Annotated in this window: 26 protein-coding genes; 15 read left to right on the forward strand and 11 right to left on the reverse strand. The window is 67.4% G+C overall.

Annotated elements, in window-relative coordinates; all coding sequences use genetic code 11:
- Positions 1–6 precede the first annotated feature (6 nt).
- The 8 genes from LJE61_RS14415 to atpD all read right to left on the reverse strand — a co-directional run bounded on the left by LJE61_RS14415 (position 7) and on the right by atpD (position 6,383).
- Complete coding sequence (locus LJE61_RS14415) at positions 7–843, reverse strand: F0F1 ATP synthase subunit gamma (protein WP_296918756.1); 837 nt, start codon at positions 841–843, stop codon at positions 7–9.
- A complete protein-coding gene (locus LJE61_RS14420) occupies positions 827–2,359 on the reverse strand; it encodes a F0F1 ATP synthase subunit alpha (RefSeq protein WP_296918757.1) in 1,533 nt (510 codons plus the stop codon). Before LJE61_RS14420 ends, LJE61_RS14415 begins: the two co-directional genes overlap by 17 nt.
- Complete coding sequence (locus tag LJE61_RS14425; RefSeq protein WP_296910032.1) at positions 2,356–3,096, reverse strand: F0F1 ATP synthase subunit delta; 741 nt, start codon at positions 3,094–3,096, stop codon at positions 2,356–2,358. Before LJE61_RS14425 ends, LJE61_RS14420 begins: the two co-directional genes overlap by 4 nt.
- Before the next feature lie 186 nt (positions 3,097–3,282).
- Positions 3,283–3,540 (reverse strand): F0F1 ATP synthase subunit C, encoded by a 258-nt coding sequence (locus LJE61_RS14430; protein ID WP_296918759.1) that lies wholly within the window; start codon positions 3,538–3,540, stop codon positions 3,283–3,285.
- Positions 3,541–3,552: 12 nt separating this feature from the next.
- Complete coding sequence (locus tag LJE61_RS14435) at positions 3,553–4,248, reverse strand: F0F1 ATP synthase subunit A (RefSeq protein ID WP_296918761.1); 696 nt, start codon at positions 4,246–4,248, stop codon at positions 3,553–3,555.
- Positions 4,249–4,279: 31 nt separating this feature from the next.
- A complete protein-coding gene (locus LJE61_RS14440) occupies positions 4,280–4,564 on the reverse strand; it encodes an AtpZ/AtpI family protein (protein WP_296910037.1) in 285 nt (94 codons plus the stop codon).
- Entirely contained in the window at positions 4,561–4,971 is a 411-nt protein-coding gene (locus LJE61_RS14445; RefSeq protein ID WP_296910039.1) for a F0F1 ATP synthase subunit delta/epsilon, read from the reverse strand. Before LJE61_RS14445 ends, LJE61_RS14440 begins: the two co-directional genes overlap by 4 nt.
- Positions 4,968–6,383, reverse strand: coding sequence for a F0F1 ATP synthase subunit beta (gene atpD / locus LJE61_RS14450; protein ID WP_296918763.1), 1,416 nt, complete (start codon positions 6,381–6,383; stop codon positions 4,968–4,970). The genes LJE61_RS14445 and atpD overlap by 4 nt, the downstream gene beginning before the upstream one ends.
- A gap of 449 nt (positions 6,384–6,832) precedes the next feature.
- Here atpD and LJE61_RS14455 point away from each other — a divergent pair, with 449 nt between their 5' ends.
- The 9 genes from LJE61_RS14455 (at position 6,833) to LJE61_RS14490 (ending at position 14,036) form a co-directional block, all read left to right on the forward strand.
- A complete protein-coding gene (locus LJE61_RS14455; protein WP_296910041.1) occupies positions 6,833–7,804 on the forward strand; it encodes a magnesium transporter CorA family protein in 972 nt (323 codons plus the stop codon).
- 185 nt (positions 7,805–7,989) lie between these two features.
- Positions 7,990–9,207 (forward strand): efflux RND transporter periplasmic adaptor subunit, encoded by a 1,218-nt coding sequence (locus LJE61_RS14460; RefSeq protein WP_296918765.1) that lies wholly within the window; start codon positions 7,990–7,992, stop codon positions 9,205–9,207.
- An 84-nt stretch (positions 9,208–9,291) separates the two neighbouring features.
- A complete protein-coding gene (locus tag LJE61_RS14465; protein ID WP_296910044.1) occupies positions 9,292–10,032 on the forward strand; it encodes an ABC transporter ATP-binding protein in 741 nt (246 codons plus the stop codon).
- Positions 10,029–11,189: an ABC transporter permease gene (locus LJE61_RS14470; protein WP_296910045.1), complete on the forward strand. Its 1,161-nt coding sequence runs from the start codon at positions 10,029–10,031 to the stop codon at positions 11,187–11,189. Before LJE61_RS14465 ends, LJE61_RS14470 begins: the two co-directional genes overlap by 4 nt.
- A gap of 44 nt (positions 11,190–11,233) precedes the next feature.
- Positions 11,234–12,607, forward strand: a complete 1,374-nt coding sequence (locus LJE61_RS14475) for an ABC transporter permease (RefSeq protein WP_296918767.1) — start codon at positions 11,234–11,236, stop codon at positions 12,605–12,607.
- A gap of 22 nt (positions 12,608–12,629) precedes the next feature.
- A complete protein-coding gene (locus LJE61_RS14480) occupies positions 12,630–13,079 on the forward strand; it encodes a DUF3604 domain-containing protein (protein ID WP_296918768.1) in 450 nt (149 codons plus the stop codon).
- A gap of 22 nt (positions 13,080–13,101) precedes the next feature.
- A complete protein-coding gene (locus tag LJE61_RS15365; RefSeq protein ID WP_367114924.1) occupies positions 13,102–13,257 on the forward strand; it encodes a hypothetical protein in 156 nt (51 codons plus the stop codon).
- Positions 13,254–13,643, forward strand: coding sequence for a type II toxin-antitoxin system VapC family toxin (vapC, locus tag LJE61_RS14485; RefSeq protein ID WP_296910049.1), 390 nt, complete (start codon positions 13,254–13,256; stop codon positions 13,641–13,643). Before LJE61_RS15365 ends, vapC begins: the two co-directional genes overlap by 4 nt.
- Positions 13,644–13,769: 126 nt before the next feature.
- On the forward strand, positions 13,770–14,036 hold the full coding sequence (locus LJE61_RS14490) for a hypothetical protein (RefSeq protein WP_296910050.1): 267 nt from the start codon (positions 13,770–13,772) through the stop codon (positions 14,034–14,036).
- 259 nt (positions 14,037–14,295) lie between these two features.
- Here the strand turns inward: LJE61_RS14490 and LJE61_RS14495 are convergent, their stop codons facing one another.
- Entirely contained in the window at positions 14,296–14,889 is a 594-nt protein-coding gene (locus LJE61_RS14495; protein ID WP_296918770.1) for a Uma2 family endonuclease, read from the reverse strand.
- A 654-nt stretch (positions 14,890–15,543) separates the two neighbouring features.
- Between LJE61_RS14495 and LJE61_RS14500 the strand changes: the two genes are divergently transcribed.
- The 4 genes from LJE61_RS14500 to LJE61_RS14515 all read left to right on the forward strand — a co-directional run bounded on the left by LJE61_RS14500 (position 15,544) and on the right by LJE61_RS14515 (position 21,938).
- On the forward strand, positions 15,544–17,187 hold the full coding sequence (locus LJE61_RS14500; protein ID WP_296918771.1) for an NADH-quinone oxidoreductase subunit L: 1,644 nt from the start codon (positions 15,544–15,546) through the stop codon (positions 17,185–17,187).
- A 46-nt stretch (positions 17,188–17,233) separates the two neighbouring features.
- Positions 17,234–19,867: a YbcC family protein gene (locus tag LJE61_RS14505; protein ID WP_296918773.1), complete on the forward strand. Its 2,634-nt coding sequence runs from the start codon at positions 17,234–17,236 to the stop codon at positions 19,865–19,867.
- A 212-nt stretch (positions 19,868–20,079) separates the two neighbouring features.
- Entirely contained in the window at positions 20,080–21,438 is a 1,359-nt protein-coding gene (locus LJE61_RS14510; RefSeq protein WP_296918774.1) for a UDP-N-acetylmuramoyl-tripeptide--D-alanyl-D-alanine ligase, read from the forward strand.
- 155 nt (positions 21,439–21,593) lie between these two features.
- Positions 21,594–21,938 carry a hypothetical protein gene (locus tag LJE61_RS14515; RefSeq protein ID WP_296912523.1) on the forward strand — a complete coding sequence of 115 codons (345 nt, stop codon included), beginning with the start codon at positions 21,594–21,596 and terminating at the stop codon, positions 21,936–21,938.
- On the opposite strand, the gene LJE61_RS14520 is transcribed toward LJE61_RS14515, so the two are convergent.
- Both LJE61_RS14520 and LJE61_RS14525 read right to left on the reverse strand, forming a co-directional pair.
- On the reverse strand, positions 21,830–22,546 hold the full coding sequence (locus LJE61_RS14520; protein WP_296912521.1) for a phosphoadenylyl-sulfate reductase: 717 nt from the start codon (positions 22,544–22,546) through the stop codon (positions 21,830–21,832). The two genes, LJE61_RS14515 and LJE61_RS14520, sit on opposite strands and share 109 nt — an antisense overlap.
- Positions 22,539–22,889, reverse strand: a complete 351-nt coding sequence (locus LJE61_RS14525) for a hypothetical protein (protein ID WP_296912517.1) — start codon at positions 22,887–22,889, stop codon at positions 22,539–22,541. Before LJE61_RS14525 ends, LJE61_RS14520 begins: the two co-directional genes overlap by 8 nt.
- A gap of 117 nt (positions 22,890–23,006) precedes the next feature.
- Between LJE61_RS14525 and LJE61_RS14530 the strand changes: the two genes are divergently transcribed.
- Positions 23,007–23,933, forward strand: a complete 927-nt coding sequence (locus LJE61_RS14530; RefSeq protein ID WP_296912514.1) for a LysR substrate-binding domain-containing protein — start codon at positions 23,007–23,009, stop codon at positions 23,931–23,933.
- 530 nt (positions 23,934–24,463) lie between these two features.
- Positions 24,464–25,834 carry a V-type ATP synthase subunit B gene (locus tag LJE61_RS14535; RefSeq protein ID WP_296912511.1) on the forward strand — a complete coding sequence of 457 codons (1,371 nt, stop codon included), beginning with the start codon at positions 24,464–24,466 and terminating at the stop codon, positions 25,832–25,834.
- Positions 25,835–25,846 lie beyond the last annotated feature (12 nt).

The raw sequence follows: 25,846 nt of genomic DNA on the forward strand, positions 1-25,846 counted from the left end.
GATCGGTCAGGGCAGCAGATTGAGCAGGATGAGCTCGATCTCTTCGGTGATTTCTTCCTGGCGCAAGACATTGCGGCGCAGCCTCAACTCCCGGACCCGCTCGTCGACGCGTTGTAAGGCGCCCTCGAGATGGCGAACACGCTGCTGATGCTCTGCCATCAGGGAGCTGAAGAAGAGGTAGTGCAAGGCCGCGAAGAGAGAGTGCTCGACGAGGGCCCCGAGAAATGCCGGGGGCACTAGATTCAGACCCGGCGGAAAGGGATGCGCGGGTCGCCTGCGCCTCCCGTCGCTCGGGAACGGCGGCAACACGGGGACGATGCGGATCTCATCCCGCTCGGCATCCCAATGCTGCACGGTCAGCGACAGGCCCTCCTGGTCAGCGATCAGCCGATTCAGTGTTTGGACGAGTCGGTTCAGCACGGCCGGGACGTCCTCCGCCGCGGACGGACCGGGGAGCTTGGCCACGACTCGGGGGTCGTCCTCGAGGAGCATGCCGAGTTTGCTGCCGACCGGGATCAGTCGCACGGATCGGGACGACATGCCGTCGGATTCCTGATCGATCCGGGCCAACAACGCCTGATTGAAGCTCCCGCAGAAACCGCGTTCGGCCCCGATGAGAACCCATAGGGTCGCCTGCTCCGGGGCCTCGTCGATCAGATCCGGGTAGTGACTCAGGAAGTCTTGGGCAGCGGCATCGATCCCGTCGACGACCCGCCGCTGACTCGAAAGGAAACGCACGAGCTTGCGTGTCTCCATATAGGAGAGATTCTTCATCGAGCGCATGATCTTGCCGATGTCCGCCAGGGCATCGAGGTGCCTGTCGATGTCACCGCGGCGACTCATGGCCGCCCCCCGGTACCGCCGCGAGCAACCGGCGCACCACCCCGACCCAATTCTCCCGCGCGTCATCAAGGCTCAGGCCGCAGGACGCGATCCCGGTGCGCAGAGCGCGAACGCGTCCCGCGATCTCGGAGGGATCCAGGCCGTCGAGCAGACCCTCGTTGAAGGCGATCAAGAGCGCGAGCTGCACACGAATGGGCAAAGGCTCCAGTCGGTCCTGCTGGAGCAGCTGGCGCAGGATGGTCCCGCGCTTGATCTGGGCCTCCATGCCTGGCTCCAAACGTGCGCCGAAGCGGCTGAAGACCTCCAGATCCAGAAACTGCAGGTAGTCGAGCTTCGTCCGGCCCGCCTCGCGTTTGATCGCGGCCGGCTGGGCCTTGCCGCCGATGCGCGAGACCGAGCGGGCGATGTCGATCGCCGGCAGTACGCCACCGGCGAACAGGTCCTGGTCCAGATAGACCTGTCCGTCGGTGATCGAGATCAGATTGGTCGGAATGTAGGAGGCGATGTCGCCCATGCGCGTCTCGACGATCGCCAGAGCGGTCATGCTTCCCCCACCTTGGTCGGCCATCAGACAGGTGGCGCGCTCCAGGAGCTTGGCGTGGAGGAAGAAGATGTCCCCGGGATAGGCCTCCCGCCCGGGAGGGCGACGCAACAGCAGCGACAGCTCGCGATACGCCTGGGCATGGGTGCTGAGGTCATCGTAGATCACCAGGACATCGTGTCCCTGTGCCATCCAGCGCTCGGCAAGGGCACACCCGGCGAAGGGCGCCAGATACTTGAGTCCCGGCAGGGCACTGGCCTCACCGACTACGATTGTCGTGTAGTCCATGGCGCCCTGGTCGCGCAGCAGCTCGATGGTGCCGACCACGAAGGAGCGTCGTTGCCCGATCGAGACATACACGCAACGAACCCCGGACGCCGCCTGGTTGATCACCGCGTCGATGGCGAGCGAGCTGCGGCCGAGGCCCTTGTCGCCGACAATGAGCTGACGCTGTCCCAAGCCGATGGGGATCAGGCTGTCGATGACGGTGGTCCCCGTGAAGAGGGGCTCATGGACGAAGTCCCTCCGGATCATCGGGGGCGAGGGCGCGTCCAACGGACCGCGCGCCCGGCAATCGGGCCGGGGAAGACCATCCAAAGGCTCGCCCATGGGATCGATCACCCGCCCGAGGAGTGCTTCTCCCACCGGCAGGCTGACCTGATGACCGCCCAGGTAGGCCGGCGTCCCCGAGGTGAGCGCCTGGGTCTGGTGCAGGAGCACGGCCCCGACGAGGTCGCGATCGAGATCGAAGACGATGCCCCGACTCCCGTCATCGAAGTTCACGACTTCGTCCACCGCGGCGGACGGCAGACCCCGAACCCAGGCGATGCCGTCACCGACGGAGACCAAGGCGCCCTGCTCCGCGACCCTCAGCCGGAAGTCGTAGCCGGCCAGCCAAGCCGCCTGGCGCTCTAGCGGGAGATCGACCGCCGCGGCCCCCGGAGCAGTCTCGGACCCCGTCGCGGCCACGTTCATCTGGCCGCCTCGGCAAAGAAACGCAGCTCGTCGCGGAGGTTGGCGCGCATGACCAGCGGCCCGACGTCGATGCGCAGGCCGGCGATCAGCGCTGGCTCCTCGTTGAAATCGCAGCGCGGGAGCTGCCCCAGGAGGCCCCGCAGCGCCGACTCCAGCGCCTGCCGCTGGACATCGCTCATGACGTAGGCACTCTGGACCCGAACGGCGCCGACACCGTCCTGCACGGCGGGCGCGAGCGCAGCGCGATCGGCGTCGGGCAGGCGGGCCAGATCCTCGATGACCAGGTTCAGGAGGCGCGCCTCCAGGTCGCGGTCGGCGACCCGCTCGAGGAGCCGCGCCGCGAAGCCGGCGGCTTGCGCGAGCGCCGTCTCCTGGTCATGGCGCCGGGCCTCTTCGTGCGCCCGGGCCGCGAGGACCCGCACCTTTTCCGTCTCGCGCGCAAGCTCCTGATTCAGGGCCTCCAGCCGGCGACCGCGCTCGGCGGTCAGCTCCTGCTCGAGGTCGGCGCGCGCCCGGCCCCGCTCCTGCTCCCAACTCGCCTGGCGGGCCTCGTAGGCGTCGCGCAGCTGCTCCGCCTCGGCGCGGCGCGCGCTGGCCTCACCCAACACCGCGGTGGCCCGGGCCTGCCGTTCCTCGAGCACCCGCCTCACCGGCGCATAGAAGAAGCGCTTGAGGATCCAGACGAGGATCAGGAAGTTGACGAGCTCCAGCAGAAATGTGGACCAGTCGAATCCCATGAGGATCTCCTAGGAGCCTGTCGGACTGAGGGGGATCGAAGCGAGGGGGTGGGAGAGCGAGGCCATGTCGTTCCGGTTGTGAGGCGCATAGCGGGGGCTATGTCACGAAAAAGCGGTGCGACATGGACCCTTGTCCCGCTTCCGTAGCCGATTCATCCTGAGTCCGACAGGCTCCCAGGCGGCGGGCTATTTGAGCAGATACTCCAACAACGGATTCCGGAACAGGATGATCAGCACGACCACCAGGCAGTAGATCGCCAACGACTCGATCATGGCCAACCCAATAAACAGGATGCGCATGATCGCGCGTTCCGACTCCGGCTGGCGCGCCAGGGCGTCCAATGCCTGACTGATGGCGCGGCCCATCCCGACCGCGGGCAGCATCACGCCCAGCGCGATTCCAAAGGCCGCGGCCAGTGTCGATCCCAACACTACCCAGGTCATGTCGCTCATAGCTCACCCCGAATCGGATGCTTGGGCCGGTGCGGTCGCCCGCGTCTGGATCGCGCTGGCGATATAAATCAGCGCCAACATGCCGAAGATATAGGCCTGCACCAGCGCCTCCACGACATGCAGCATGAGGATTGGGATCGGCACCAGCAGGCCGGCGACCCACACCAGCAGCAAGGCCACGAGCTCCAGGCTCATCATGTTGCCGAACAGACGAACCGCGAGGGCGAGCGTGCGGGTGATTTCGCCGATGATGTGGAAAGGCAGCAGGATCGGCGTCGGAGCAAGATAATGCGCGAGATAGGCGCGCAGCCCCTGGATGCGGATCCCGAACCAGTGCACGGAGAGGAACACCGCGACCGCCAGCGCCGCGGTGGCCGACGGGTCGCGCGTCGGCGAATGCAGGCCGGGGACCAGACCCACGAGGTTGGCGACCACCAGAAAGATCCAGAGCGTCATGACGAAGGGCAGGACCCGATCCATCTGATGCGGCAGGACTTGCCGGACCGCGTCCTCGATCGCGACCACACCCCCCTCGGCAGCCGTCTGCACCAAACCCGGCTCGGCCCGCAGCCGCCGCCCGAGGAGCCAGGCGCCGAGCCACAGGCCCAGCATCACCACCCAGGTGGTCACCACGGTGTCCCGTATGACCACCGGCCCGACCTGAAACAGGGCATGGGCGAAGATCTGTTCCTGCTCCAAGCTCGTTTGCCTCGGCCACGGGTGATCGGCGCTAGTCCCGACTGCGAATCAGAAAATAGACGTTGAAGCCGCCGACGACGAGTCCCAGGAAGAGCAGACTGAGCGTCCAACGCATGGAATAGCCGGCGAGCATCTCGTCCAACCAGCGGCCCAGGTAGGCCCCGCCGACGACGGGGAGGACGAACACCAGACCGAGGGTGCCGAGATAGACGGTCTGTGCCAACAGGCCCTCGCGCTCCCGTTCGGCACGCTCGAGGCGTTGTGCATCACGCTCGATACGGCGGTGCAGCTCGCGATCGTTGCCGAGGCCGTTCATGCGACCCCCTCCCGTCCTCGTCCGAGGAGCCACAAGCGCTTGTGCATCGCGTGCTCCAGCCGCTGCAGGCTCTCGTGGATCGCCGCGAGATCGCGCTCTTCGGCCGCCAACTGGTCGAGCAACAGGCCGCTGATACGCTGGTAGTCGCGGTCCCGGACATAGCGCCGGGTGCTGAGGAAGAGCGCCCCATCTACAAAGTAGACCAAGGCCCCGGGCAGTGCCAGGTATTCCCAGGCGTCGCCCGCGCGGCGAAACCGCGCCAGTCCGAACACCAGCGAGGTCATGAAACGCGCGTGGCCGGCCAGCAAGCCGAAGGCGCCCGTCGCATCACGCCCGACGAAGGACTCGACGTTCTCCACACGTTCGTAGCGCAAGGCATCCTGGAGATGCAGCACGAACGTCCTCATGGGGTCGCATCGCTCATGGCACCGCGCATGTAACAGCGCTCTTCGGGCGTCTCGTCATGGCGGCCGCTCAGGAACGCATCGCAATCCTCCAGTGTGCGCTCCAGCGGAACGGCGACACCCGCGATGCCGGTGTGTCCGGCGGTGACATTGAACGGCTGCGTGAGATAGCGCTGGAGCTTGCGCGCGCGCAGCACGATGCTCCGATCCCGGGGAGACAGCTCCGCGACGCCGAGCATGGCAATCACGTCTTCCAGCTCCCGATAGCGCGCCAGGTGCTCGCGCACGCCCTGTGCGATGGCATAGTGACGGTCGCCCAGGACGTGGCGATCCATCATCTTGCTGGTCGACGCAAGGGGGTCGACCGCCGGGTAGATCCCCTTGCCCGCCTGGCCGCGCGCGAGCACGACCGTCGTATCCAGGTGTCCAAGGATCGCGACGACCGCGGGATCGGTCATGTCGTCGGCCGGGACGTAGACGGCCTGGACCGAGGTGATGGCGCCGCCTTGCGTCGAGCTGATCCGGTCCTCGACCTCGGCCACCTCGGTATCCAGGGTCGGCTGATAGCCGACCGCCGCCGGCATGCGCCCGAGCAGGCTCGAGATCTCGCTTCCCGCCTGCACGAAGCGGAAGACGTTGTCCATCAGGAAGAGGACCTCCGTGCGCAAGGTGTCGCGAAGGTACTCGGCATAGGTGAGCGCGGCATGCCCGACGCGGAAGCGCACCCCGGGGGACTCGTCCATCTCTCCGAACACCAGGAGGGTCTTGGGCATGACGCCCGTGACGGAGAGCTCACGCCAGAGCTCGTGGCCCTCACGGATGCGCTCACCCACGCCGGAAAAGACCGAAACCCCTCGATGCAGTGACACGATGGCACGCATGAGCTCCATCACCAGGACGGTCTTGCCCACCCCGGCGCCGCCGAAGAGTCCGGTCTTACCCCCGCGCACGAAGGGACAAAGCAGGTCGATCACCTTGATCCCCGTCGCCAGAACCGCCGTCGGCGCGACGGCGGCGGCGAGCGCCAGCGGCTCGCCACGGATGTTGCGAAAGCCGATCGGCTCCAATGGCGGACCGCCGTCGAGCGGCTCGCCGAAGATGTTGAGGACCCGGCCGAGACACTCGGGGCACACCGGGACATGCACCGGCGCGCCGGTGTCGTACACCGGCATCGCCCGGGCCAGGCCCGCGGTGCGGTGGAGCGTGATGGCCCGCACCCGGTGCCGGTCGAGATGCTGGTGCACCTCGAACCAATAGGTCTCGGCGTCGACCCGCGCGACCAAGGCCTGACGCAGTGGCGGCAGATGCTCGCAAACCACGACCACCACCGGACCGTGCACCGCTTCGATATGCCCGATCGGCACCCCCGCCAACGGCTCGCCCGAGGGCCCTGAGACGGGAACTGGCTCTGGCATGGCGCCCCCTTTGGTCCGCACTCAGACCTAAGTATGCGCCGGTTTAAACCTGGAGGGCAGGCGCGGCAAGTCAATGCCGATTCCGCCATCCGAATCGCGTCGTGCGACGCGCCGGAGCGCACCGAAAGCCTGGTTGAGGCCGGGATCCGTCACGTCACCTTCATCACACCCCCAACACCACCCGCGCGCTGCGCTCCGCCGCGGCCGTCTCCGCGTCGGTCAGGATGATCAAGGCAGCGGCGCCCCTCGGCCAGATCGATGGCCTCGTTCGCGACGGCGCTCGCAACAGCCGCTCGCCGCGTCTCACTTGACCTCCCTGCTCGCACGTGGCGTCATTGGGTGAACCCAAGCCGGGAGGCGCGTTCCGTCGCCGCGTGACCTTCCGTCATGGCCCGGTCCAATCGCACTCCGCCATTGCCCGCCGCAGCCAACACCAGAGGGACGTTCGGATGCAGGTGCTTTATCTCGACCCGGGCCACGCCGCCGAGCTGGTCGACCCCGGGGATGGCCCCAGACCGCGCGGCTACTACTGGCTCGACATCGAGCGCACCGAGACGGGCTGGTCCCAGTACGCTAATCGCTGGCTCGACGCCCATCTGCACGAAGCCCATCTGCGCGAGGCCTCTCTGGTCGAAGGCCTCAATGGCCGTCTGCCTTTCTACGACGGGACCGATGCCTATGACCTGCTGGTCATGCGCACGCTGGATGTCGAGAGTCCCGCCGAGGCCCCGATGACACGTCCGGTGGCGATCTTCCTCACGCCGCGGGTCGTCGTCAGCATCCGTCCTCCGGGAGATCCCGTCTTCGCGCGCCTGCGCGAGCGCCTCCTCGGCGGCCTGCGCAAGGCGCCCGGCTCGACGGCCGCCTGCTTCGCGCTGCTGGTCAATCAGATCGTCGGGCAGCTGCTCGACCGGCGCGAGACCGTCTCGGAGCTCGTCGGGCAGTGGCAGGATGACCTCCTGGAGCACGACCAGCCTTTCGACGAGTGGCGGTCGCTCCTGCGGCTGCGCAATCACCTGCGCCGGCTCGAGGACGTGAGCGAGGCGCAGCTCGATGCCCTGAGCGGCTGGCGGGAGCAGACCAGCCTGGAGCTGGACGCGGCGCATCAGGGCCACTTCGAGGCGTTGGAGAAAGACCTGCGCCGCGTGTTCGAGCACGCGGCGGCCATGCAGAGCGCGATCGACTCGCTGGTGCAGACCCACTACGCGATCGTCGGCCAGCAGACCAACGAGATCCTCCGCGTCCTGACCATCATCTCGGTGGTCTTCCTGCCGTTGAACCTGATCACCGGGATCTTCGGGATGAACTTCGCGCACATCCCCTTCCTCCAGAGCCCGTATGCCCCCTGGCTGACGGTCGGCCTGATGGGCGCGCTCGCCGCCTTGTTGTTCTTTTGGTTGGGCCGGCGCCGCTGGTTCTGAGGGACGCTTGGGAGGCGCATCGCGAGGCGACGCGCGCGGATCTTGCGGATCACGCGGCGAGCCGCCCGCAGGCAGACCGGGCGGATCGCGGGGAACCGCCAAGCCGGAGGCGTTGTCGATCCACTGCGCATGATCCACCATGCCGGTCCCCGCCGCGCCAGGCCATCGAACCTCAAATCCCACCGATGTCGCAGCATGACCCCCTTCAGGAATTGCGGATCGACCGTGCCGAGCGTGACGGCGGCGGTCGTCGTGGCCTTTGGCTGATCCTCGCGGCACTCATGATCGGCGTGGTCGGCGCGGGGACCTACTACGTCGTCGTCGGCAAGGCCGTCTCGGTCGAGACCGCCGTGGTCGAGGCCCGGCCCACCGGCGCAGCGGCCGTGCTCGATGCCACCGGCTATGTGATCGCCCGCCGTCAGGCGACCGTCTCGAGCAAGATCTCCGGCAAGCTCGCCGAGGTCCTGATCGAAGAGGGTGTGCGCGTCGAGACTAATCAGCTGCTCGCGCGCCTGGACGACACCGACGCCACGGCACAGCTCGATCTGACGCGGGCGCGTCTGGCGGCGGCCCGGGCCAGACTCGGCGAGATCGAGGTGCAGCTGGAGCAGGCGCGGCGCGGGCTCAAACGGCAGACCGAGCTGCGCTCACGGCAGCTGGCCTCGGAAGAGGCGCTCGAGACCGCCGCGACGGCGGTGGAGACCCTCTCCGCGCAGCTCGAGGCACAGCGCAGCCAGGTGCGCGTGGCCGAGGCCGAGGTGCAGGTCGCCCAGGTCGCCTATGACAACACGTTCGTGCGCGCCCCCTTCACGGGGATGATCGTCGCCAAGACCGCTCAGCCCGGGGAGATCGTCTCGCCCATGTCCGCCGGCGGCGGCTTCACCCGCACCGGCATCGGCACCATCGTCGACATGGACTCGCTGGAGATCGAGGTGGACGTCAACGAGGCCTTCATCAATCGCGTCCGACCCGGCCAGCCGGTGCGGGCGGTGCTGGATGCCTACCCGGACTGGACGATCCCGGCGGAGGTCATCGCCATCATTCCCACGGCGGACCGCAGCAAGGCCACGGTGCGCGTGCGCATCGCGATCAACGCGAGGGACCCGCGCCTCCTCCCGGAGATGGGTGTGCGGGTCTCTTTTCTGGACCAGGACGAGGACGATCCCCGCGCGCTGCGCAACGGTGTTCTGGTCCCCGCGACCGCGCTCCGGGAGCGCGGCGGCGGGAGCGTGGTCTTCGTCTTGGACGGGGATCACGTCCGCGAGCGGCGGGTGACCCCGCGCGAGGAGATCGGCGACCGCCGCCTGGTGGAAGAGGGCCTGATTGCCGGCGAGCGGGTGGTGCGTGATCCCCCCCTCGGCCTGAGCGACGGGATGCGGGTCACGCCGCGCGGGGGTGTGTAGAGACGATGACTGAGATCGCGGCCAGGGATCGAAACGCATGTGCCCGAATGACCGGCCCATCGGGCAGTGCCGAGGGTTGATCAGATGTCTGCCCCGACCTTGAGCCCGGCGGCGGAAGGCGCCGCGCCCCTGGTGGTGGTCCGCGGGGTCAGCAAGGTCTACGAGCGCGGTCGGGAGCGCATCGAGGTCCTGCACCGCGTCGACCTGGACATCCCGAAAGGCGACTTCCTCGCGCTCATGGGACCGTCGGGATCCGGCAAGAGCACACTGCTGAACATGATCGCGGGGCTCGACCTGCCCACCGAGGGCGCGCTGAGCGTCGCCGGACGCCGCATCGATCGGATGAGCGCCACCGAGCTGGCGCGCTGGCGGGCGGCCAACGTCGGCTTCGTCTTCCAGTTCTACAATCTCTTGCCGGCGCTCTCCGCCCACAAGAACGTCGAGCTCCCCTTGCTCCTGACCCGGCTGTCGGCGGCGCGCCGTCGCCGCCACGCCGCCATCGCGCTGGAGCTGGTCGGCCTCGCGGATCGCGCCACCCACAAACCGAGCGAGCTCTCCGGCGGACAGCAGCAGCGGGTCGCCATCGCCCGCGCCATCGTCTCCGACCCGACCCTCCTGGTCTGCGACGAGCCGACCGGAGACCTCGACCGCCACTCGGCCGAGGAGGTCCTGACCCTCCTGCAGCGGCTCAATCGCGAGTTCGGCAAGACCATGATCATGGTCACCCACGACCCCAAGGCGGCCGAGTTCGCCCGACACATCCTGCACCTGGACAAGGGCACCCTGGTCGAGCAGACCGAGCCCGCATCTCCGGACCCGGCATGAAATACCTGCCCCTGCTCCTCGCGGCACTCCTGCGCAAGAAGGCGCGGATGATCCTCACCCTGCTCTCGGTGGCGGCGGCCTTTACCTTGTTCGGCATGCTGGATGCGGTGCGGGTGGCCTTCAACGCCCCCCAGAGCGTAGTCGGGATCGACCGCCTCATCACCTCCTCGCGGTTGTCGCTGATCCAGCCGCTGCCCTATGCGTATCTGGCACGCATCGAGTCGACGCCGGGCGTGGCGGCCGTCACCTATGCGAGCTGGTTCGGCGGCATCTATCAGGACCCCAAGAACTTCTTCCCGAATTTCCCGGTCGAGCCGGAGAGCTATCTCGACATGTACCCGGAGCTGGTGTTGCCCGAGGCGCAGCGTCAGGCCTTCCTCAAGACCCGCACGGGCGCGGTCGTCGGGCAGGCGCTCGCCGATCTGTTCGGCTGGTCGATCGGCGACAAGATCCCGCTGCGCCCGACTATCTATCCCCACCGGGACGGAGGAGAGGTCTGGACCTTCGATCTCGTGGGGATCTTCAAGGCCGCCCAGCCGGAGCTGCGCTCCTCGGAGAAGCAGATGCTCTTTCACCACACCTACTTCGACGAGGGGCGCGAGATCGGGCAGGGCACGGTCGGCTGGTATGGCGTGCGGGTCGAGGATGCGAGCCGAGCCGATCAGGTGGCCCAAGCCATCGATCGCCAGTTCGCCAACTCCGCCTTCGAGACCCGGACCCAGAGTGAGCGGGACTTCCAGCTCGCCTTCGCCAAGCAGATTGGCGACATCGGGCTCATCGTCATCGCGATCATGGCGGCGGTCTTCTTCACCCTGCTGCTGCTCACGGGAAACGCCATGGCCCAGTCCATCCGCGAGCGCATCCCCGAGCTGGCGGTGCTCAAGACACTGGGCTTCACCAACGCAGCGGTGCTGTTGCTGGTGCTGACGGAGGCGCTGGTCCTGCTCCTGCTCGGTGGGCTGCTCGGTCTGCTGCTGGCCGATCTGGCCCTGCCGATCATCGGCGAGGCGAGCTCCGGACAGCTCGATGTGGCGATGCCGGCCGAGACCTGGGGGCTGGGCATCGCACTGATGCTGGGCATCGGTGTCGCCGTCGGCCTGCCGCCGGCCGTCAAGGCGATGCGCCTGCGCATCGTCGATGCCCTGGCGGGTCGATGAGCGGCGGACGAATCCCGCCGCGCCCGCAGCGTGGATCCTGAGACATGGATCAAACGCAAGCGGCACCGTGCGCGAAGTCCCGCGATCGAGCCACGGTGTCGCGCACCAGGCGATCCGCTACCCTGTTGGGCGTGATCCCCGCGATCCTAGGCGTCGGGGTGTTCGTTGCCGCCTGGATCCTCGTGCCGCTCTGGATCCTCGGGCTGGGTCCACTGTTGCTCGTCTGGCTGACCCTCAGTCGCGTTGGACGCCAGGCCTTGGCGATCGCCTGGGTGGGTCTCAGCACGGTCCCGCAACGGATCGGCGCGACCTCGGTCGTGGTGGTCGGGATCGCCGGCGTCGTCGGCGTGCTGGTCGCCCTGCAGGCGATGGCGGCCGGCTTCGAGGCGACACTCACCGGTGCCGGCAGCAACGACACCGCGCTGGTGCTCCGCGCCGCGGCCAATGCCGAGCTGTCCTCGGCGCTGGACCGGCCCTCGACGACGCTCATCGTCCAGGCCCCCGGGATCGCGCGTGACGACAAGGGCCGCCCCGTCGCCTCGGCCGAGGTGGTGGTGGTGGCCAGCGTGCCCAAACGGAAGACCGGGACGGATGCGAATCTGGAGGTCCGCGGGGTCGGTCCGGCGGCCTGGACGATCCGCCCGCAGGTCCGGATGATCCGCGGACGTCGGTTCGAGCCGGGGCTGCGCGAGCTGATCGTCGGTCAGGGCGCCCTGCGCCAGTTCAGCGGCCTCGAGATCGGCGACAGCATCGAGCTCAACAATCAGGACTGGCGGATCGTCGGTGTCTTCGCCTCCGACGACACCCTTGAGTCCGAGGTCTGGGGCGATGCCGAGTCCATCGCCGCGGCTTACCGGCGCAACGGCTTTCAGTCGGTGGCCGTGCGGCTGACCGAGCCGGCCGCGCTGGAGCGCCTGCGCTCCGCCCTGAGCGCGGACCCGCGTCTGAGGGTGGAGATCCAGACCACGCGCGAGTATTACGGCAAGCAGTCGGAGCGTCTCACCCGCGTGATCCGGGCGGTCGGGATCGGGGTCGGCATCATGATGGCGCTCGGGGCCGTCTTCGGCGCACTCAACACCATGTATGCGGCGGTCGCCAGCCGCGCGCGCGAGATCGCCACCTTGCGTGCCCTGGGCTTCACCGGACAGCCGGTGGTGGTCGCGGTCATGCTCGAGACCATGGTGCTGGCCTTGGCGGGCGGGGTCCTGGGGGCCGGGATCGCCTGGGCTCTGTTCCATGGCTTCACGGTCTCGACCCTGGGCTCGAACTTCAGCCAGGTGGTGTTCCAGTTCCAGGTCACCCCGGGGCTGCTGCTGCGCGGCCTTCAATGGGCGCTCGGCATTGGCTTCGCCGGCGGCATCTTTCCCGCGCTGCGGGCGGCCAGACTACCGGTGACAACGGCACTCAGGGAGCTTTGAGCGTCTTGCATGCGGCTGATGGTTGCCGATCGCGCGGAACATCCTGGCCGATCCGGACGGGCGCAAGTTCCACGACGACTTCAATGTGGGCGGGCAGACGGCCGCGCAGGCGATGTTCAAACTGATCAACCAGTTCGCCCAGGGCGAGATCTCCCCGGAGCTCAACTACCAGCCCGGCCACCCGGCCTACAGGCGGGTCTGGGACGACATCGTCCGCGCCGCCGAGGCGTTCAACGATCCCGGCACCTTCACCACCTACATCGCCTTCGAGTGGACCTCGCTGGTCTCGGGCAACAACCTGCACCGCAACGTCATCTTCCGCGACGGCGCCGAACGCGCCGGGCAGGTGGAGCCGACCATGCCGAACTTGAACGGAGTGATGGGGAGGTCTGTGTCCTACTGCCAGGGGCTTGTTGACCTGAAGCCCCGTGGTGTATCGATCGTGTATGGCACGCACAAACGTAGATATTGACGATGAGGCATGCGCAACCGTGATGCGCCGGTACCAATTGGCCACAAAGCGCGACGCCATCAACTTTGCATTGCGAACACCCCCTGCGGAGCCACTCAGACTCGATGAGGCTCGAAAGCTACGAGGCTCCGGCTGGATGGGCGACCTTGACGAGATGCGCACCCATCGAGGCTCGTGATTCTCATCGACACTTCCGCTTGGGTCGAGTGTCTGCGCGACACGGGATCTCCGATCTGTCAGCGCGTGGACGATCTGCTGGCGGCCGAGATCGCCACCTGCGACGCCGTTCGCATGGAAGTGCTCGCGGGTGCCCGCAGCGAACCGCATCTTCAGCAACTGCGCCGACTCCTCGCCCGAGCGTCAATCCTGCCGACGGAATCGGTAGACTATGATGCAGCAGCGGCGCTCTGCCGAACCTGTCGCCAACAGGGGCAGACGGTGCGCAAGCTGATCGATTGCCTGATCGCTGCGGTTGCCATTCGCGGTGAGGTGCCGATCCTCCACAGGGATCCAGACTTCGACAGCCTGGAGCAACACACAGCCCTGCAGGTCGACGGGGTATAGAGGTCCTCGCTGACCCCATCCGGAGACTGAATGACAGGTGCCTCAGGCTGTGCCCATGGCGATCGAGTACCGTCAGGAAAGCATTGTCGGAGATGGTCCACAGTCCGGCGGTGTCGCCCCCGATGGTTGCGATGTTCGAGGGCGATCCGGATCTATCGATCTGCGGACCTGCTCGCCGAGGCCGAGGGTTTCGCGACCACCGAGAAGCCCGATCCGGACGCCGCCCGGCTCCTGCAAGACATCCCCGAGCTCGCGCCCGAGAGCGCCCCCATGCGTGTCTTTTCCGGCGTCGGCTATGGACTCATCCGCGCCGTGTCGCTCGACCCAAGCGTGCTCGGCAGCCTGATGCGCTGCAAGCCACGCCCGTCATCGACCCGCTCCATGATCGCTTGAGGCTGCTCGAAAAGTCTTGATCGCGGGTTCGGCGGCTGGTGACGCCAATGCGCTCCGGGGTGAGGAGGAATTCCTCTAAATGATTCCAACAGGGTGCCATTCACCACGCTCACGACCATGTAGGCTCGCCGACACCCCGGAGCATGAAAGTGACACGCTAACGGGGCACGCCTGCCGCAGCAGCCGTGCCCCGTTAGCGAGCCCAGGAGCGACGCGGGCTAGCGACGACTTTCACGGTAACCAGGACGGGACGCCAGCCTCAAGGCTCGGGTGGCTTCAGGCGTCCCACCAACTCGTCCCAGACGATGGCGACTCCCGGCAGGATGCCGATGGGGGTCTCGCCGCTGAGCTCTTGGACGTCGGGTTTACCGAATCCGCCTTCTTCGAGGCGATAGATCGTCACCATCCGATCGGTCGGATGCACCAGCCAGTATTCTCGCACTCCTGCCCGCTCGTAAACCTGGCGCTTCGTCCGGTGGTCATGTCCGGCGGTGCCGGGCGACAGGATCTCGACGATCAGGTCGGGTGCGCCTCGGACCCCGCGGCGATCCAACTTGTCTGCATCGCAGACCACCAAAACGTCGGGCTGGACGACGGTATCGACCCGCGCGTCATCTTCGTCCGCCTTTGGGAGCCGGACATCCACTGGGGCGATGTAGGCTCGGCAGGGTTGGGCCGCCAACGCCGTTCTAAGCTGGAAATAGATCTCCCCGGCGACGTCCTGATGCTCCAGCGTCGGAGCGGGGGCCATCAGGTAGGCGACCCCGTCGATCAGCTCGTAGCGGACGTCATCCGGCCAGGTGAGATAGTCGGCGTAGGTGTGAGACTCGGCGTCGCGTCGCGCCAGTGCCATCGGTTTACTCCATGCAACTGTGCGTGATTCGAAGATCCACGGTTGCGGCTACCATCGCACGTCTATTTCGGTGAAATTGGGCCTGGATCCGCGTGGGCTCAAGCATGACCCGGAAACCAAGGATACGGAATCACCACCTCGCCGCCTTGGGGATCAGCGCAGCGGATCCCGTCTCCTGGATACTTAGAAGGCATGGACGTACAAGTCAATCTCTCGGCACTGATCTGTGGAAGACTCGCGACAGAGCCCGGATCGAGCGCTCTGGCTGGGTCTGCCCACGGGCTGATGCCGCTGCCAGGCGCTTTGCGGGGAGGCGCGCATGTTCGGGGAAATGGAAAAGGGGCCTGGAAAGGTGGAAATGGAAAAGGGTCCAGACTCAATTATCGGAATCCATGCGCTTGGTCACGGTGGCTCGTCCGGGGCAGCGCAAGACACTCAACCTGCGCGGCGCTTCCGCAGTACGAAATATCGAGAGACACCTTCCGCAAGGTGCAAAAAGGAAGGCCGCGCCATTGCTGGCTCTCCAGTGTTTCACCGATCATCCATAGAAGAAATTATATGTGACCCGTCGAAAACTTAGATATTGTCTAAGTGACAAATGCGGATATGTTCTAAGCCGTGCCCCGCCCACGGGGTCTTGACGAGGAGGAGAGCATGTCCGCTACCGCCCTGACTCTGAGCAGTTCCGTAAGCACCGCCGCCACCCTGGCGGCCCCCGTCATCCTCTGGCTCGCCGGCGCCGTGCAGCGGGCCGCGGCCGACCGCAACGGCGCGCAGATGGCAAAGCTCGCCACCACCGTCGCCTGGAGCGCCTTCGCGCTTGCGCTGGTGGCCTTCGCCAGCTATGCCGCCGGACCCGGCTTCGGCAGCGCCGAGACGCTGCAGCTCTTTGCCCTGCCATTGCCGTTCGGCATCGGCGACTTCGCCGTCGGCGTCTTCGTCAATGCCGTCACCGTGATCATGCTGACGCTGGTGTCGCTGGTCGGTGCCGTGGTGACCACCTATGCGCGCACCTACATGGCAGGCGACGCCGGCGAGGGTCACTTCCACAAGTGGCTGCTGCTGACGCTGGCGGCGATCCTGACCTTGATCGTCTCCAGCAACCTGTTGATGTTCGCGCTGGCCTGGATGGCCACCAGCCTGAACCTGCACCGGCTGCTGCTGTTCTACCCGGAACGGCCGGCGGCGCAGATGGCGGCGCACAAGAAGTTCGTGTTCAGCCGCATCGGCGATGCGAGCCTGTTCATCGCCGTGCTGCTGATCGGCGCGTCGGTGCACACGCTGGACTTCGCGATGCTGTTCGCGGCGATGGAGACCATCGAGGGTCCGCTGCCGGCGGCACTCCAGACCGCGGCCTGGCTCATCGCGCTGGCGGCCATCCTCAAGTGCGCCCAGTTCCCGTTCCACGGCTGGCTGATCCAGGTGATGGAGGCACCGACGCCGGTCTCGGCGCTGCTGCACGCCGGGATCGTCAACGCCGGCGCCTTCCTGGTGATCCGCATGAGCCCGGTCATGTCGGCCTCGGGCCCGGCGCTGGATGCGCTCGCCGTGGTGGGTCTGGTGACGCTGGCGATCGCCTCGCTCGTGATGCTCACGCAAACCAGCATTAAGGTGTCGCTGGCCTGGTCAACGTCGGCGCAGATGGGCTTCATGCTGCTGGAGGCGGGCCTCGGACTCTATAGCCTGGCGCTGCTTCACCTGGTGGCCCACTCGCTGTACAAGGCCCACGCGTTCCTCGCCTCGGGCAGCAGTGTCGACGGCTTCCGCGCCCCGGCGCTCAGGTTCAAGGGCGGCGCACCGCAGCCCTGGCACTGGCTCGTGGCCTTCCAGGGCGCGATCCTGCTGGCGCTGCTGGCGGGCCTAGCGTTCGGCGTGGACCCGACCCATCAGCCGGCGCTCATCATCACCGGCGCCATCGTCGCGATCGCCACCGCGCAGCTGCTGCTGCAGGCGCTGGTGCTGGAAGACAACGCGAAGCTCCTGATCCGCGCGACGGCCATCGGCGCCTTCGTCTGCTTTGCCTACTTCGGCCTGCACGCGCTCTTCGAGCATGCGCTGATCGGGAGCGTGCGGCCGGTGGAAACCGCCGGGGCCCTCGACCTCGGGCTCGGCCTCGCCATCATGGCGGTGTTCATTGGCCTGATCATGCTTCAGCACCTGTTCACCCGCATTCGCGGCCCACTGCGCCAGGCCATCCAGGTGCACCTCTACAACGGGCTCTACGTGGACGTCCTGGTGACCCGGCTCATCGTGCGGCTCTGGCCCGTTCGCCGGCCCGCCCCACGGGCTGCCGCCTGACCCCAGCCCGACCCGATACCGAACCGACTAAACGAGGAGTGCAACCATGAACCTGAAAGACCTGCGCTTCGACGAAGAGACCCAGGAGCAGCGCCCGCAGGATGCAACGGCCGTGGCCTACGCGCGACTGACGCCGGCGGACGCCGACCCGGTGACGCCGGAGCTGGCGCAGCAGATCGACGCCGCCTGCAACCGCATCGCCCCAGTGTGGCCGCTCGATCGCTTCGTCGCCGTCAACCCCTTCCACGGCCTGGTGGAGCAGCGCTTCGAGGAGGCCGCGGCGACGCTGCGGCGCATCGCCGATGCGCGCATGTACATGCCGCGCGGCTGGTATCACGATCAACTGGAAGCCGGGCGCATCACCGACGACGACCTGCGCGAGGCCGCCGGCCTGTGCGGCAGCACGCTGACGCCGAAGCAGCTGCGCGATGCGGCGGCGGCCGAGCGCCAGACGCCGACCGGCGGCATACCGCTGCTGACGGCGCTGGTGGACGAGCTGGACGCGGACGACTGGTCCGGCTTCGTGGTGGAGCGCATCAGCCACCACTGCGCGGCCTACTTCGACATGGGTCAAGCCACCTGGAAACGGCCCTGGGAGGGCACGTCGCTGTATGCGTCCTGGCGGCGCTTCGCGGCGCTGGACTACAGCCTGACCATGATGGGGCAGGACGCCATGCGCTCGCGGGTCAAGGCCCTGCCGGAGTCGCCGCGGGCCTGCATCGCCTCGGCGCTGCGCCGGCTTGGCATCCCCGAAGCCGCGGCGCTCGACTACATGCACGCGGCGCTGATGGACATCGGCGGCTGGGCGGCATGGGCGCGGCTGCTGCGCTGGGAGCAGGGGCTCGCCGGCGGCAGCGACGACACCATCGTCGAGCTGCTGGCGATCCGGCTCGCCTGGGACCTGCTGCTCTACGAGCACAAGTCGACGCCGACGCTGCGACCGCGCTGGCGGGAGATCTGCGCGCGCCTCGGGCGCGGCGAGACCGGTGCGGGCGTCGGCGGCGACCGCAGCGTCAACGGCGGTGACGACGCCGAGGTGGAGCACATCCTGCTGACGGCGCTGGAGCAGGGTTACCAGCGCCGACTCATCGAGGACCTGCGTCGCGACGGCGACGCAAAAGCACCCACAGCACGCCCCGCGGTGCAGGCGGCCTTCTGCATCGACGTGCGCTCGGAGATCATCCGCCGCGCCTTCGAGACCGTCTGCCCGAAGGCGCAGACGCTCGGCTTCGCCGGCTTCTTCGGCGTGCCCATCGCGCACGTGCCGCTCGGTGCCGTCGAGCCGCGCTCCCACATGCCAGTGCTGCTCACGCCGACGTACAAGGTCTGCTCCGAGATCCACGGCGCAGACGAGCACGACGCCGAGGCCGCGCTGGCCACCCAGCGCCGGCGCGCCGGCATCGCCAAGTCCTGGAAGGCGTTCAAAATGGGCGCATCGTCCTGCTTCTCCTTTGTGGAGGCGGCCGGGTTGCTGCTCTATGCACCGAAGATCATCACCGACAGCTTCGGCTGGAGCCGCCCGGTGGCCGCCCCGGACGACCTGCACCTGGACGGCTCCACCGAGCGCCGCGTCGGCCCGACCCTGGATGCCCCGCATCATGGCGCCTGTGCCCATCACCGTGGGCACGACCACGCCACCGCCGGCATCCCGGAAGCCGACCGCTTGCCCCTGGCAGAGGGCATCCTGAAGGCCATGTCCATGACCGGCAACTTCGCGCGCCTGGTGCTCCTGGTCGGCCACGGCAGCACCGTCGTCAACAACCCGCACGCGACGGGCCTGGACTGCGGAGCCTGCGGCGGCATGACCGGCGAGGCCAGCGCGCGCATCGGTGCGGCGCTGCTGAACGACCCGGATGTGCGCCGCGGACTCGTCGAGCGCGGCATCGAGATCCCGGCGGACACCTGGTTCATCGGCGCCCTGCACGACACCTGCGTGGACGAGGTCACCCTGTACGACACGGACCGGCTGCCGTCGGGCTATGCCGAGGAGCTGGCTGAGCTTAGGAGCTGGCTCAAGCAGGCGGGCGAGCTGACCCGGCTGCAGCGAGCCGCCCGACTGGGGCTCACGAGCCAGTCCCTGCGATCGGTCACCGCCAACGTCCAGCACCGCAGCCGCGACTGGGCCCAGGTGCGGCCCGAGTGGGCGCTGGCGGGCTGCGCCGCGTTCATCGCGGCGCCGCGCGAGCGCACCCGCGGCCTGGACCTCGGCGGGCGTACCTTCCTGCATGACTACCACTGGCCGCAGGACGCGGGCTTCGGCGTGCTGGAGCTGATCATGACGGCGCCGATGGTGGTGGCCGGCTGGATCAACCTGCAGTACTACGGCTCCACAACCGACAACCGCCGCTTCGGCAGCGGCAACAAGGTGCTGCACAACGTGGTCGGCGGCGCCATCGGCGTGCTCGAGGGCAATGCCGGGGACCTGCGGGTCGGCCTGCCGATGCAGTCCCTGCACGACGGCAAGCAGTGGATGCACGAACCCATGAGGCTGTCGGTGTTCCTGCAGGCCCCGCAGGCACCCATCGACGACATCATCGCCCGCCACGACCTGGTGCGGCAGATGCTCGACAACGGCTGGCTGCATCTGTTCCGTATCGACGATGCGGGCGACGTGCACCGGCGCGTTCCGGGCACAGGCTGGCGGCGGGCGGGCCAGGAACCACTCGCCGCGGCGGCGTAGCCGGCAGGCTGGCCCGGCGCAAGCCCGGGGGGGCGGCCGGCCGGCCCACCGGCAGCGCGGGCATCAACCAGGAACGCAACTCCATTCCACCACCGCGAGGTCAACGCCATGAACGAAACACTGCAAGGCGCCCGCCAGCGCATGCTGCTCCAGGGGCGCCTCGCCGGCCAGAGATTACCGGTGGCCAACCGCAGCGATCCGAATGCGAGCCCATGAGCGACGCAACCAGCTTCTGGACCCCCGCCGCCTTCGCCGAGATCACCGGGGGCCGCTGGCTCGTGCCACCGGCCGACGCCGCGGCGCCCATCACCGCGCTCGGCATCGACAGCCGAACCTTGCGGCCGGGTGAGGCCTTCGTCGCCATCAGCGGCGCGCACTTCGACGGCCATGACTTTCTGGCCGCGGTGCAAGCCGCCGACGCGGCGCTGGCCTTCGTGGAGCGGGACATACCGCCGCCGGGCAGCACAGGATCGGGCGCTCTCGCGCTGTTGCGGGTGGAATCCACCGTTGCGGCGCTGCACGCGCTGGCGCACCGCTGGCGCGACCTGCTGGGCGGTGCCGGCTGCCGAATCGTGGCCGTCTGCGGCAGCAACGGCAAGACCACCACCCGCCACCTGACCCATCACGTGCTGAGCCACGCCGGGCTCAGCGGCAGCCAGAGCCCGAAGAGCTTCAACAACCACCTCGGTGTGCCGCTGACGCTGCTCGGCGCGCGCCCCGAACACGACTTCCTGGTCGCTGAGGTCGGCACCAACCATCCGGGTGAGATCGCGGCGCTGGCCGCCATCGTGCGGCCGGACATCGCCCTGATCACCAGCATCGGCGAGGAGCACCTGGAGTTCTTCCAGGATCTCGCCGGCGTCGCCCGCGAGGAGTCGGCGGTGCTGGAGCACATCGCCGACGGCGGCACGGCGATCCTGTTGAGCGAAGACCGGCTGCCGGCGCCGCTGACGATTCCCGCCGAGCCAACCTTCGCGATCCTGCGCTTCGAGCTGGACCCGGTGACCGCCGCGCTGCCGCTGCCGGGCGAGCACAATCAGCTCAACGCCTCGGCGGCCAGTGCCGTCGCCCGCTGCTTCGGCGTCTCCGAGGACCGCATCGCCGCTGCCTGGCCCGCCGCCGGCCATGCGCCGATGCGCGGCGAGCTCATCGGCGCCGACAATCCCGGCTGGCCGACCGTCATCAATGACTGCTACAACGCGAATCCGACGTCCATGCGCGCGGCCCTCGCGTTGCTGGCCGAGTATCCGGCGCCGCGGGTAGCCATGCTCGGCGATATGCTGGAGCTCGGCCAGGTGACCGCGTCCGCCCACCGCGACATCGCGGCACTGGCGGCGGACAGCGCCGAACGCTGCGTCCTGATCGGCCCGCAATTCGCGGCCGCCGCCGCCGGGTTGGCGCTGGACGAGCGTGCCGTCAGCGCGCATGCGGGCTGGTCAGACGACCTGGCGACACAGATCGCCGCCGGGCTGACGACGGACGCAACGGTCCTGCTCAAGGGCTCCCGCGGCATGGCGCTGGAGCGGATGCTGCCGGCGTTGCAGGCGCGCTTCGGCGCGGCCGCCGGCTGAGCGGCTGTGAAGAAAAGCTCCCTGTGCTGCGGACGCCCTCGCGACGAGCGGCGATCTTTCACAACCTCTTTGAGTGGCGCCTCAGGTCGCGGTCGGCGGCACCAGGAAGCAGGTCACCAGTCATGACCGAGACCAAGGCCGAGGGGAGCCCGTTGATGACCTGTCGGAGCCATGAGCTGTTTCCGCAGGCGTGCACCGTCGTGATCTTCGGCGGCGCCGGGGATCTGTCGACATGCAATCTGATCCCGGCACTTTACAACCTCGCGCTTGACGGCCTGTCGCCGACGCAGGTCGCTGTTGCTGCGCCGGCCGCGATCGCATCATCATCAACCGGCTTTTCCCGAGCCTCCCTCCCCCTCGGAGCTGCCCGCCGCCAGATTGAGAAACGTGCTCACTCATGCAACCCGCACTCACGTTTCAGCCCGAAGAATCGGGTCTCCTCGGCCAGCATACCCGGCTCCAATGGCCGGCTGGTATGCACGTCGCCCACCGAGACGTAGCCCCGCTCCCACAGCGGGTGATAGGGCAGGTCATGCTGCTTCAGGTAGCGGTGAGTGTCGCGATCGCGCCAGTCGATGACCGGATGAAGCTTGAAGCGCCCGTCCTTCTTCACCAGCACGGGCAGGGCGCTGCGCGAGCGTGACTGGTCGCTGCGCAGCCCGGCGAGCCAGGTGCCGGCGTCCAGGTCGTGGAGCGCGCGAGCCATGGGTTCCACCTTGTTCATGCGGTTGTAGTGTTCGATGCCTTGCACACCGTTCTCCCAGAGCCGTCCGTGGCGTACCTCCTGCCACGCCGGGGACAGGGGTGGGCGGCAGACATGCAGGTTGAGCTCCAGGCGCTCGGTCAGCTCATCGACGAACCGGTAGGTCTCGGGAAACAGGTAGCCGGTGTCGATGAAGATCACCGGGATCCGGGGATATACCCGCGTCGCCAGGTGCAGCATCAGCGCGGCGTGCACGCCAAAGCTGGACGACAACACATGCTCGCCTGGCAGGTTGGTGAGAGCCCAGGCCACGCGCTCTTCGGCGTCGCGGCCTATCAAGTGCGCGTTGGCGGCGCGGATGAAATCCGCTTGTCGCGTCTGCTCGGATGACGTGTGCTCAAGCATGGGAGTCCCTCGCTGCATCGCGCACCGGCCGGACCAGGCCGGCGCACAGGCCAAAGTCGCCGAAACGCTCGGCATCGGCAGGTTCGGCGCCATAGCGGCCCAGCAGCGCGTCGCGCGCGTCCAGCAGCTGGGGCTCCGGGAGGCGTTCCCGGTGCAGCTTGTTGAGCCGCGTGCCGCAGCCGTCGCCGCGCAGCATCAGGTTGTAGCGGCCGGGGCCCTTGCCGACCGGGCCGATCTCGTCGATCACCGGCCATTGCGCGGGCGCGCGCACGCCGCCGGGCAGCCGCGCCCGCAGCATGACGCTGGAGTAGGGCTCGAGTCTCCTCAGCGCCGACGCTGTCATGACGCTCTCCGAAGATTCGTCGATTGACCCGTTCCGGGTTTGGGTTGACGCGGAGTATGCCAGCCTGCATTAAGAGCAAAAAATGATTTGATATTTCTCTGTATCACGGAAACTGATATGGAACTGCGCCAGCTGCGCTCCTTCGTGACCCTGGTCGAGAGCGACTTCAACGTCAGCCAGGCCGCGGAACGTCTGCATCTGGTGCAACCCGCGGTTTCCCAGCATCTGAGACAGCTGGAGGATGAGCTGGGCGTACGACTGTTCCGCCGCCGTGGCAAGCGACTACTGGGCCTAAACGAGGTCGGGGACAAGGTGCTGGCTTATGCCAGGGCCGCCCTGACCGCCACCGGCAACATCGCTGCAGTGGGGAAAGATCATGCGCAGGAGCAGACTGGGGTGCTTCGCGTCGCCGCCACGCATACCCAGGCCCGCTATGTGCTGCCGTCGGTCGTGCGTCGCTTCTCGGCGGAGTACCCGGGCGTCGCGCTGGAAATCCACCAGGGCACGCCGGCGCAGCTGATCGACATGGTGGTGCGCGATGGGGTCGATCTGGCAGTGTGCACGGAAGGATTGGACCCGCACCCGGCCCTCCTGGCAGTGCCCTGCTATCGCTGGAACCGCTGCCTCGTTGCTCCCGAAGGGCACCCGGTGCTGGCGTGCAAGCCGCTCACGCTGGACGTGCTATGCGCCTATCCGGTCATCACCTATGTATTCGGCTTCACCGGCCGCGGAAACATGAGCGATACATTTTCCCGCGAAGGACTGCGTCCGCACGTGGTGCTGGGGGCGGTCGACACCGATGTGATCAAGACCTATGTGCGCGAAGGCTTAGGGATCGGGATTATCGCCGATATGGCGTACCAACCCGACCACGACGCCGATCTCGCCAGACGGGACTTGAGCCACCTGTTCCCGTGGGAGGTGACCAAGATCGCGCACCTGCGAAACAAATACCTGCGCGGCTTCCAACAGCGATTCATCGATGTCTTTCAAGCGGAGACAGCCGGGCTCGGGCAGGTCGGACGGGGGCCGAAGACGGGATGAAAGTCTCTGCGCAAGCGCAGTAGCTATACCCGTCGCACATGGGTTTTGCGGTAAGCGAGGTGCGTCTATCGCGTCCGAGAGCAAGGCGCGACGACGAGGAATAGCGGGCTCTATTGCGAGGAGTCGCAACGCGGCTATCAGGCGGGAGAGGCGTGCATCGCGGCGGAAAATCCGTGTGTGATGGGTATAACCGCACACAGGGCAGAGGAACCGCAGTCCCGGTTGCGTGAAAGGGGTGGTCGCTGGTCGTTGCGAGCGCCAGCACAATGGCGCCACGGCGCTGTCACTCACGCCCCTGGAGCTGATCGACCTGCTCCCGGCCCAACTTGTGCGGAGTCTGGCCGCCGCCCAGGCTGCACCCTCATCGCTACCACGGCCTTGTAGATCTGGCCGCGGCGTGACCACTGGCCCTGACCGCGCTCAGCCGATCGGGCTTGATGCAGGTTTGACGGCCCTTCCCCACACTCCTTAGCATGCACCTATTCAGGCCCGATTCCGAGCCTCGCGCCCACGGGCAGGACCCTGTTCCGATGTCCCACACCCTGATCCGCTACTCCAAGGTCGTCGAGATCGTCGGCGACATCCTGAAGGTTCAGGTCCCGCCGCCCGTCACCGATCTGGGCTCACGGGTGGCGTTCGGCGACCTGGCACTCGTCGAGGACCCGGGCGGCTTCAAGTCCCTCGCCCGCGCGATCAGGCTCGAGCGCGAGCTGGTCTCGCTGCAGGTCTTCTCCGGGACCAAGGGTCTCTCGACTCAGGCGGCCGTTCGCTTCCTCGGCCACCCGATGCGGGTGACCTACTCGACGAACGTCCTCGGCCGCGTGTTCCGTGGCGACGGACAGCCTTTTGACACCGGGCCCGACCTCTCCGAGGACCCCAGGATCGAGATCGACGGCCCGTCGGCGAACCCCGCCCGGCGCCTGCTCGCCTCAAAGATGGTGCGCACCGACGTCCCCATGATCGACATCTTCAACTCACTGGTGGAGAGCCAGAAGATCCCGATCTTCTCGGTCGCCGGCGAGCCCTACAACGCCCTGCTGGCCCGCATCGGCATCCAGGCCGACGCCGACATTGTGGTCTTCGGTGGACTCGGCCTCATCTTTGACGACTATCATTTCTTCCTGCGGCGGTTCGAGGACGCCGGGGTCTTCGCGCGGACCCTGATGTTCGTCAATCTTGCCTCCGACCCGGTGGTGGAGCGTCTGCTGGTGCCCGACATGGCCCTGGCGGTCGCGGAACGATTCGCCGTGGAGGAAGGCAAACGCGTGCTCGTGCTGCTGACCGACATGACCGCCTATGCCGACGCCATGAAGGAGGTCGGCATCGCCATGGAGGCCGTGCCCTCCAACCGTGGCTATATGGGCGACCTCTACTCCCAGCTCGCGCGTCGCTATGAGAAGGCAGCCGACTTTAAGGACGGGGGCTCGCTCACCATCCTCACCGTGACCACCATGCCCGGCAACGACGTCACCCATCCGGTCCCGGACAACACCGGCTACATCACCGAGGGACAGTTCTACCTGCACGGCGGCATGCTCGACCCGTTCGGATCGCTCTCACGCCTCAAACAGCACGTGATCGGCAAGGTGACCCGCGAGGATCACGGCCAGATCATGAATACCATGATCCGTTTGTACTCCGGCGCCCGCGATGCCGAGCAGAAACAGGCAATGGCCTTCGACCTGTCGGAATACGACCTCAGACTCCTCAGGTTCGGACGCCTGTTTCGCGAGCGCTTCATGGATGTCGAGGTCAGCATGCCACTCGAGAAGGGGCTGGACCTCTGCTGGCAGACCCTCGCCGAGTGCTTCGAGCGGGACGAGCTCCTGATGAAGGAGGCCCTGATCGACAAATATCTGCCGACGCACGATGCCGACGAGACGGCTGCGGCCGCGGCCTGACGTCAGGCTCCT

Origin of the sequence: Thiocapsa sp. (assembly GCF_022340925.1) — a bacterium.
GTDB lineage: Bacteria > Pseudomonadota > Gammaproteobacteria > Chromatiales > Chromatiaceae > Thiocapsa.

Excerpts from the sequence above, each read along its gene's own strand:
- LJE61_RS14470 (WP_296910045.1), top strand. The coding sequence starts at position 10,029 with ATGAAATACCTGCCCCTGCTCCTCGCGGCACTCCTGCGCAAGAAGGCG.
- LJE61_RS14430 (WP_296918759.1), bottom strand. The coding sequence starts at position 3,540 with ATGACCTGGGTAGTGTTGGGATCGACACTGGCCGCGGCCTTTGGAATC.
- LJE61_RS14420 (WP_296918757.1), bottom strand. The coding sequence starts at position 2,359 with ATGAACGTGGCCGCGACGGGGTCCGAGACTGCTCCGGGGGCCGCGGCG.
- LJE61_RS14455 (WP_296910041.1), top strand. The coding sequence starts at position 6,833 with ATGCAGGTGCTTTATCTCGACCCGGGCCACGCCGCCGAGCTGGTCGAC.
- LJE61_RS14510 (WP_296918774.1), top strand. The coding sequence starts at position 20,080 with ATGAGCGACGCAACCAGCTTCTGGACCCCCGCCGCCTTCGCCGAGATC.
- LJE61_RS14530 (WP_296912514.1), top strand. The coding sequence starts at position 23,007 with ATGGAACTGCGCCAGCTGCGCTCCTTCGTGACCCTGGTCGAGAGCGAC.
- LJE61_RS14460 (WP_296918765.1), top strand. The coding sequence starts at position 7,990 with ATGTCGCAGCATGACCCCCTTCAGGAATTGCGGATCGACCGTGCCGAG.
- LJE61_RS15365 (WP_367114924.1), top strand. The coding sequence starts at position 13,102 with ATGCGCCGGTACCAATTGGCCACAAAGCGCGACGCCATCAACTTTGCA.
- LJE61_RS14425 (WP_296910032.1), bottom strand. The coding sequence starts at position 3,096 with ATGGGATTCGACTGGTCCACATTTCTGCTGGAGCTCGTCAACTTCCTG.
- LJE61_RS14465 (WP_296910044.1), top strand. The coding sequence starts at position 9,292 with ATGTCTGCCCCGACCTTGAGCCCGGCGGCGGAAGGCGCCGCGCCCCTG.
- LJE61_RS14475 (WP_296918767.1), top strand. The coding sequence starts at position 11,234 with ATGGATCAAACGCAAGCGGCACCGTGCGCGAAGTCCCGCGATCGAGCC.
- LJE61_RS14525 (WP_296912517.1), bottom strand. The coding sequence starts at position 22,889 with ATGACAGCGTCGGCGCTGAGGAGACTCGAGCCCTACTCCAGCGTCATG.
- LJE61_RS14535 (WP_296912511.1), top strand. The coding sequence starts at position 24,464 with ATGTCCCACACCCTGATCCGCTACTCCAAGGTCGTCGAGATCGTCGGC.
- LJE61_RS14505 (WP_296918773.1), top strand. The coding sequence starts at position 17,234 with ATGAACCTGAAAGACCTGCGCTTCGACGAAGAGACCCAGGAGCAGCGC.
- LJE61_RS14500 (WP_296918771.1), top strand. The coding sequence starts at position 15,544 with ATGTCCGCTACCGCCCTGACTCTGAGCAGTTCCGTAAGCACCGCCGCC.
- LJE61_RS14440 (WP_296910037.1), bottom strand. The coding sequence starts at position 4,564 with ATGAACGGCCTCGGCAACGATCGCGAGCTGCACCGCCGTATCGAGCGT.
- LJE61_RS14520 (WP_296912521.1), bottom strand. The coding sequence starts at position 22,546 with ATGCTTGAGCACACGTCATCCGAGCAGACGCGACAAGCGGATTTCATC.
- atpD (WP_296918763.1), bottom strand. The coding sequence starts at position 6,383 with ATGCCAGAGCCAGTTCCCGTCTCAGGGCCCTCGGGCGAGCCGTTGGCG.
- LJE61_RS14445 (WP_296910039.1), bottom strand. The coding sequence starts at position 4,971 with ATGAGGACGTTCGTGCTGCATCTCCAGGATGCCTTGCGCTACGAACGT.
- LJE61_RS14495 (WP_296918770.1), bottom strand. The coding sequence starts at position 14,889 with ATGGCACTGGCGCGACGCGACGCCGAGTCTCACACCTACGCCGACTAT.
- LJE61_RS14415 (WP_296918756.1), bottom strand. The coding sequence starts at position 843 with ATGAGTCGCCGCGGTGACATCGACAGGCACCTCGATGCCCTGGCGGAC.
- LJE61_RS14515 (WP_296912523.1), top strand. The coding sequence starts at position 21,594 with ATGACCTGTCGGAGCCATGAGCTGTTTCCGCAGGCGTGCACCGTCGTG.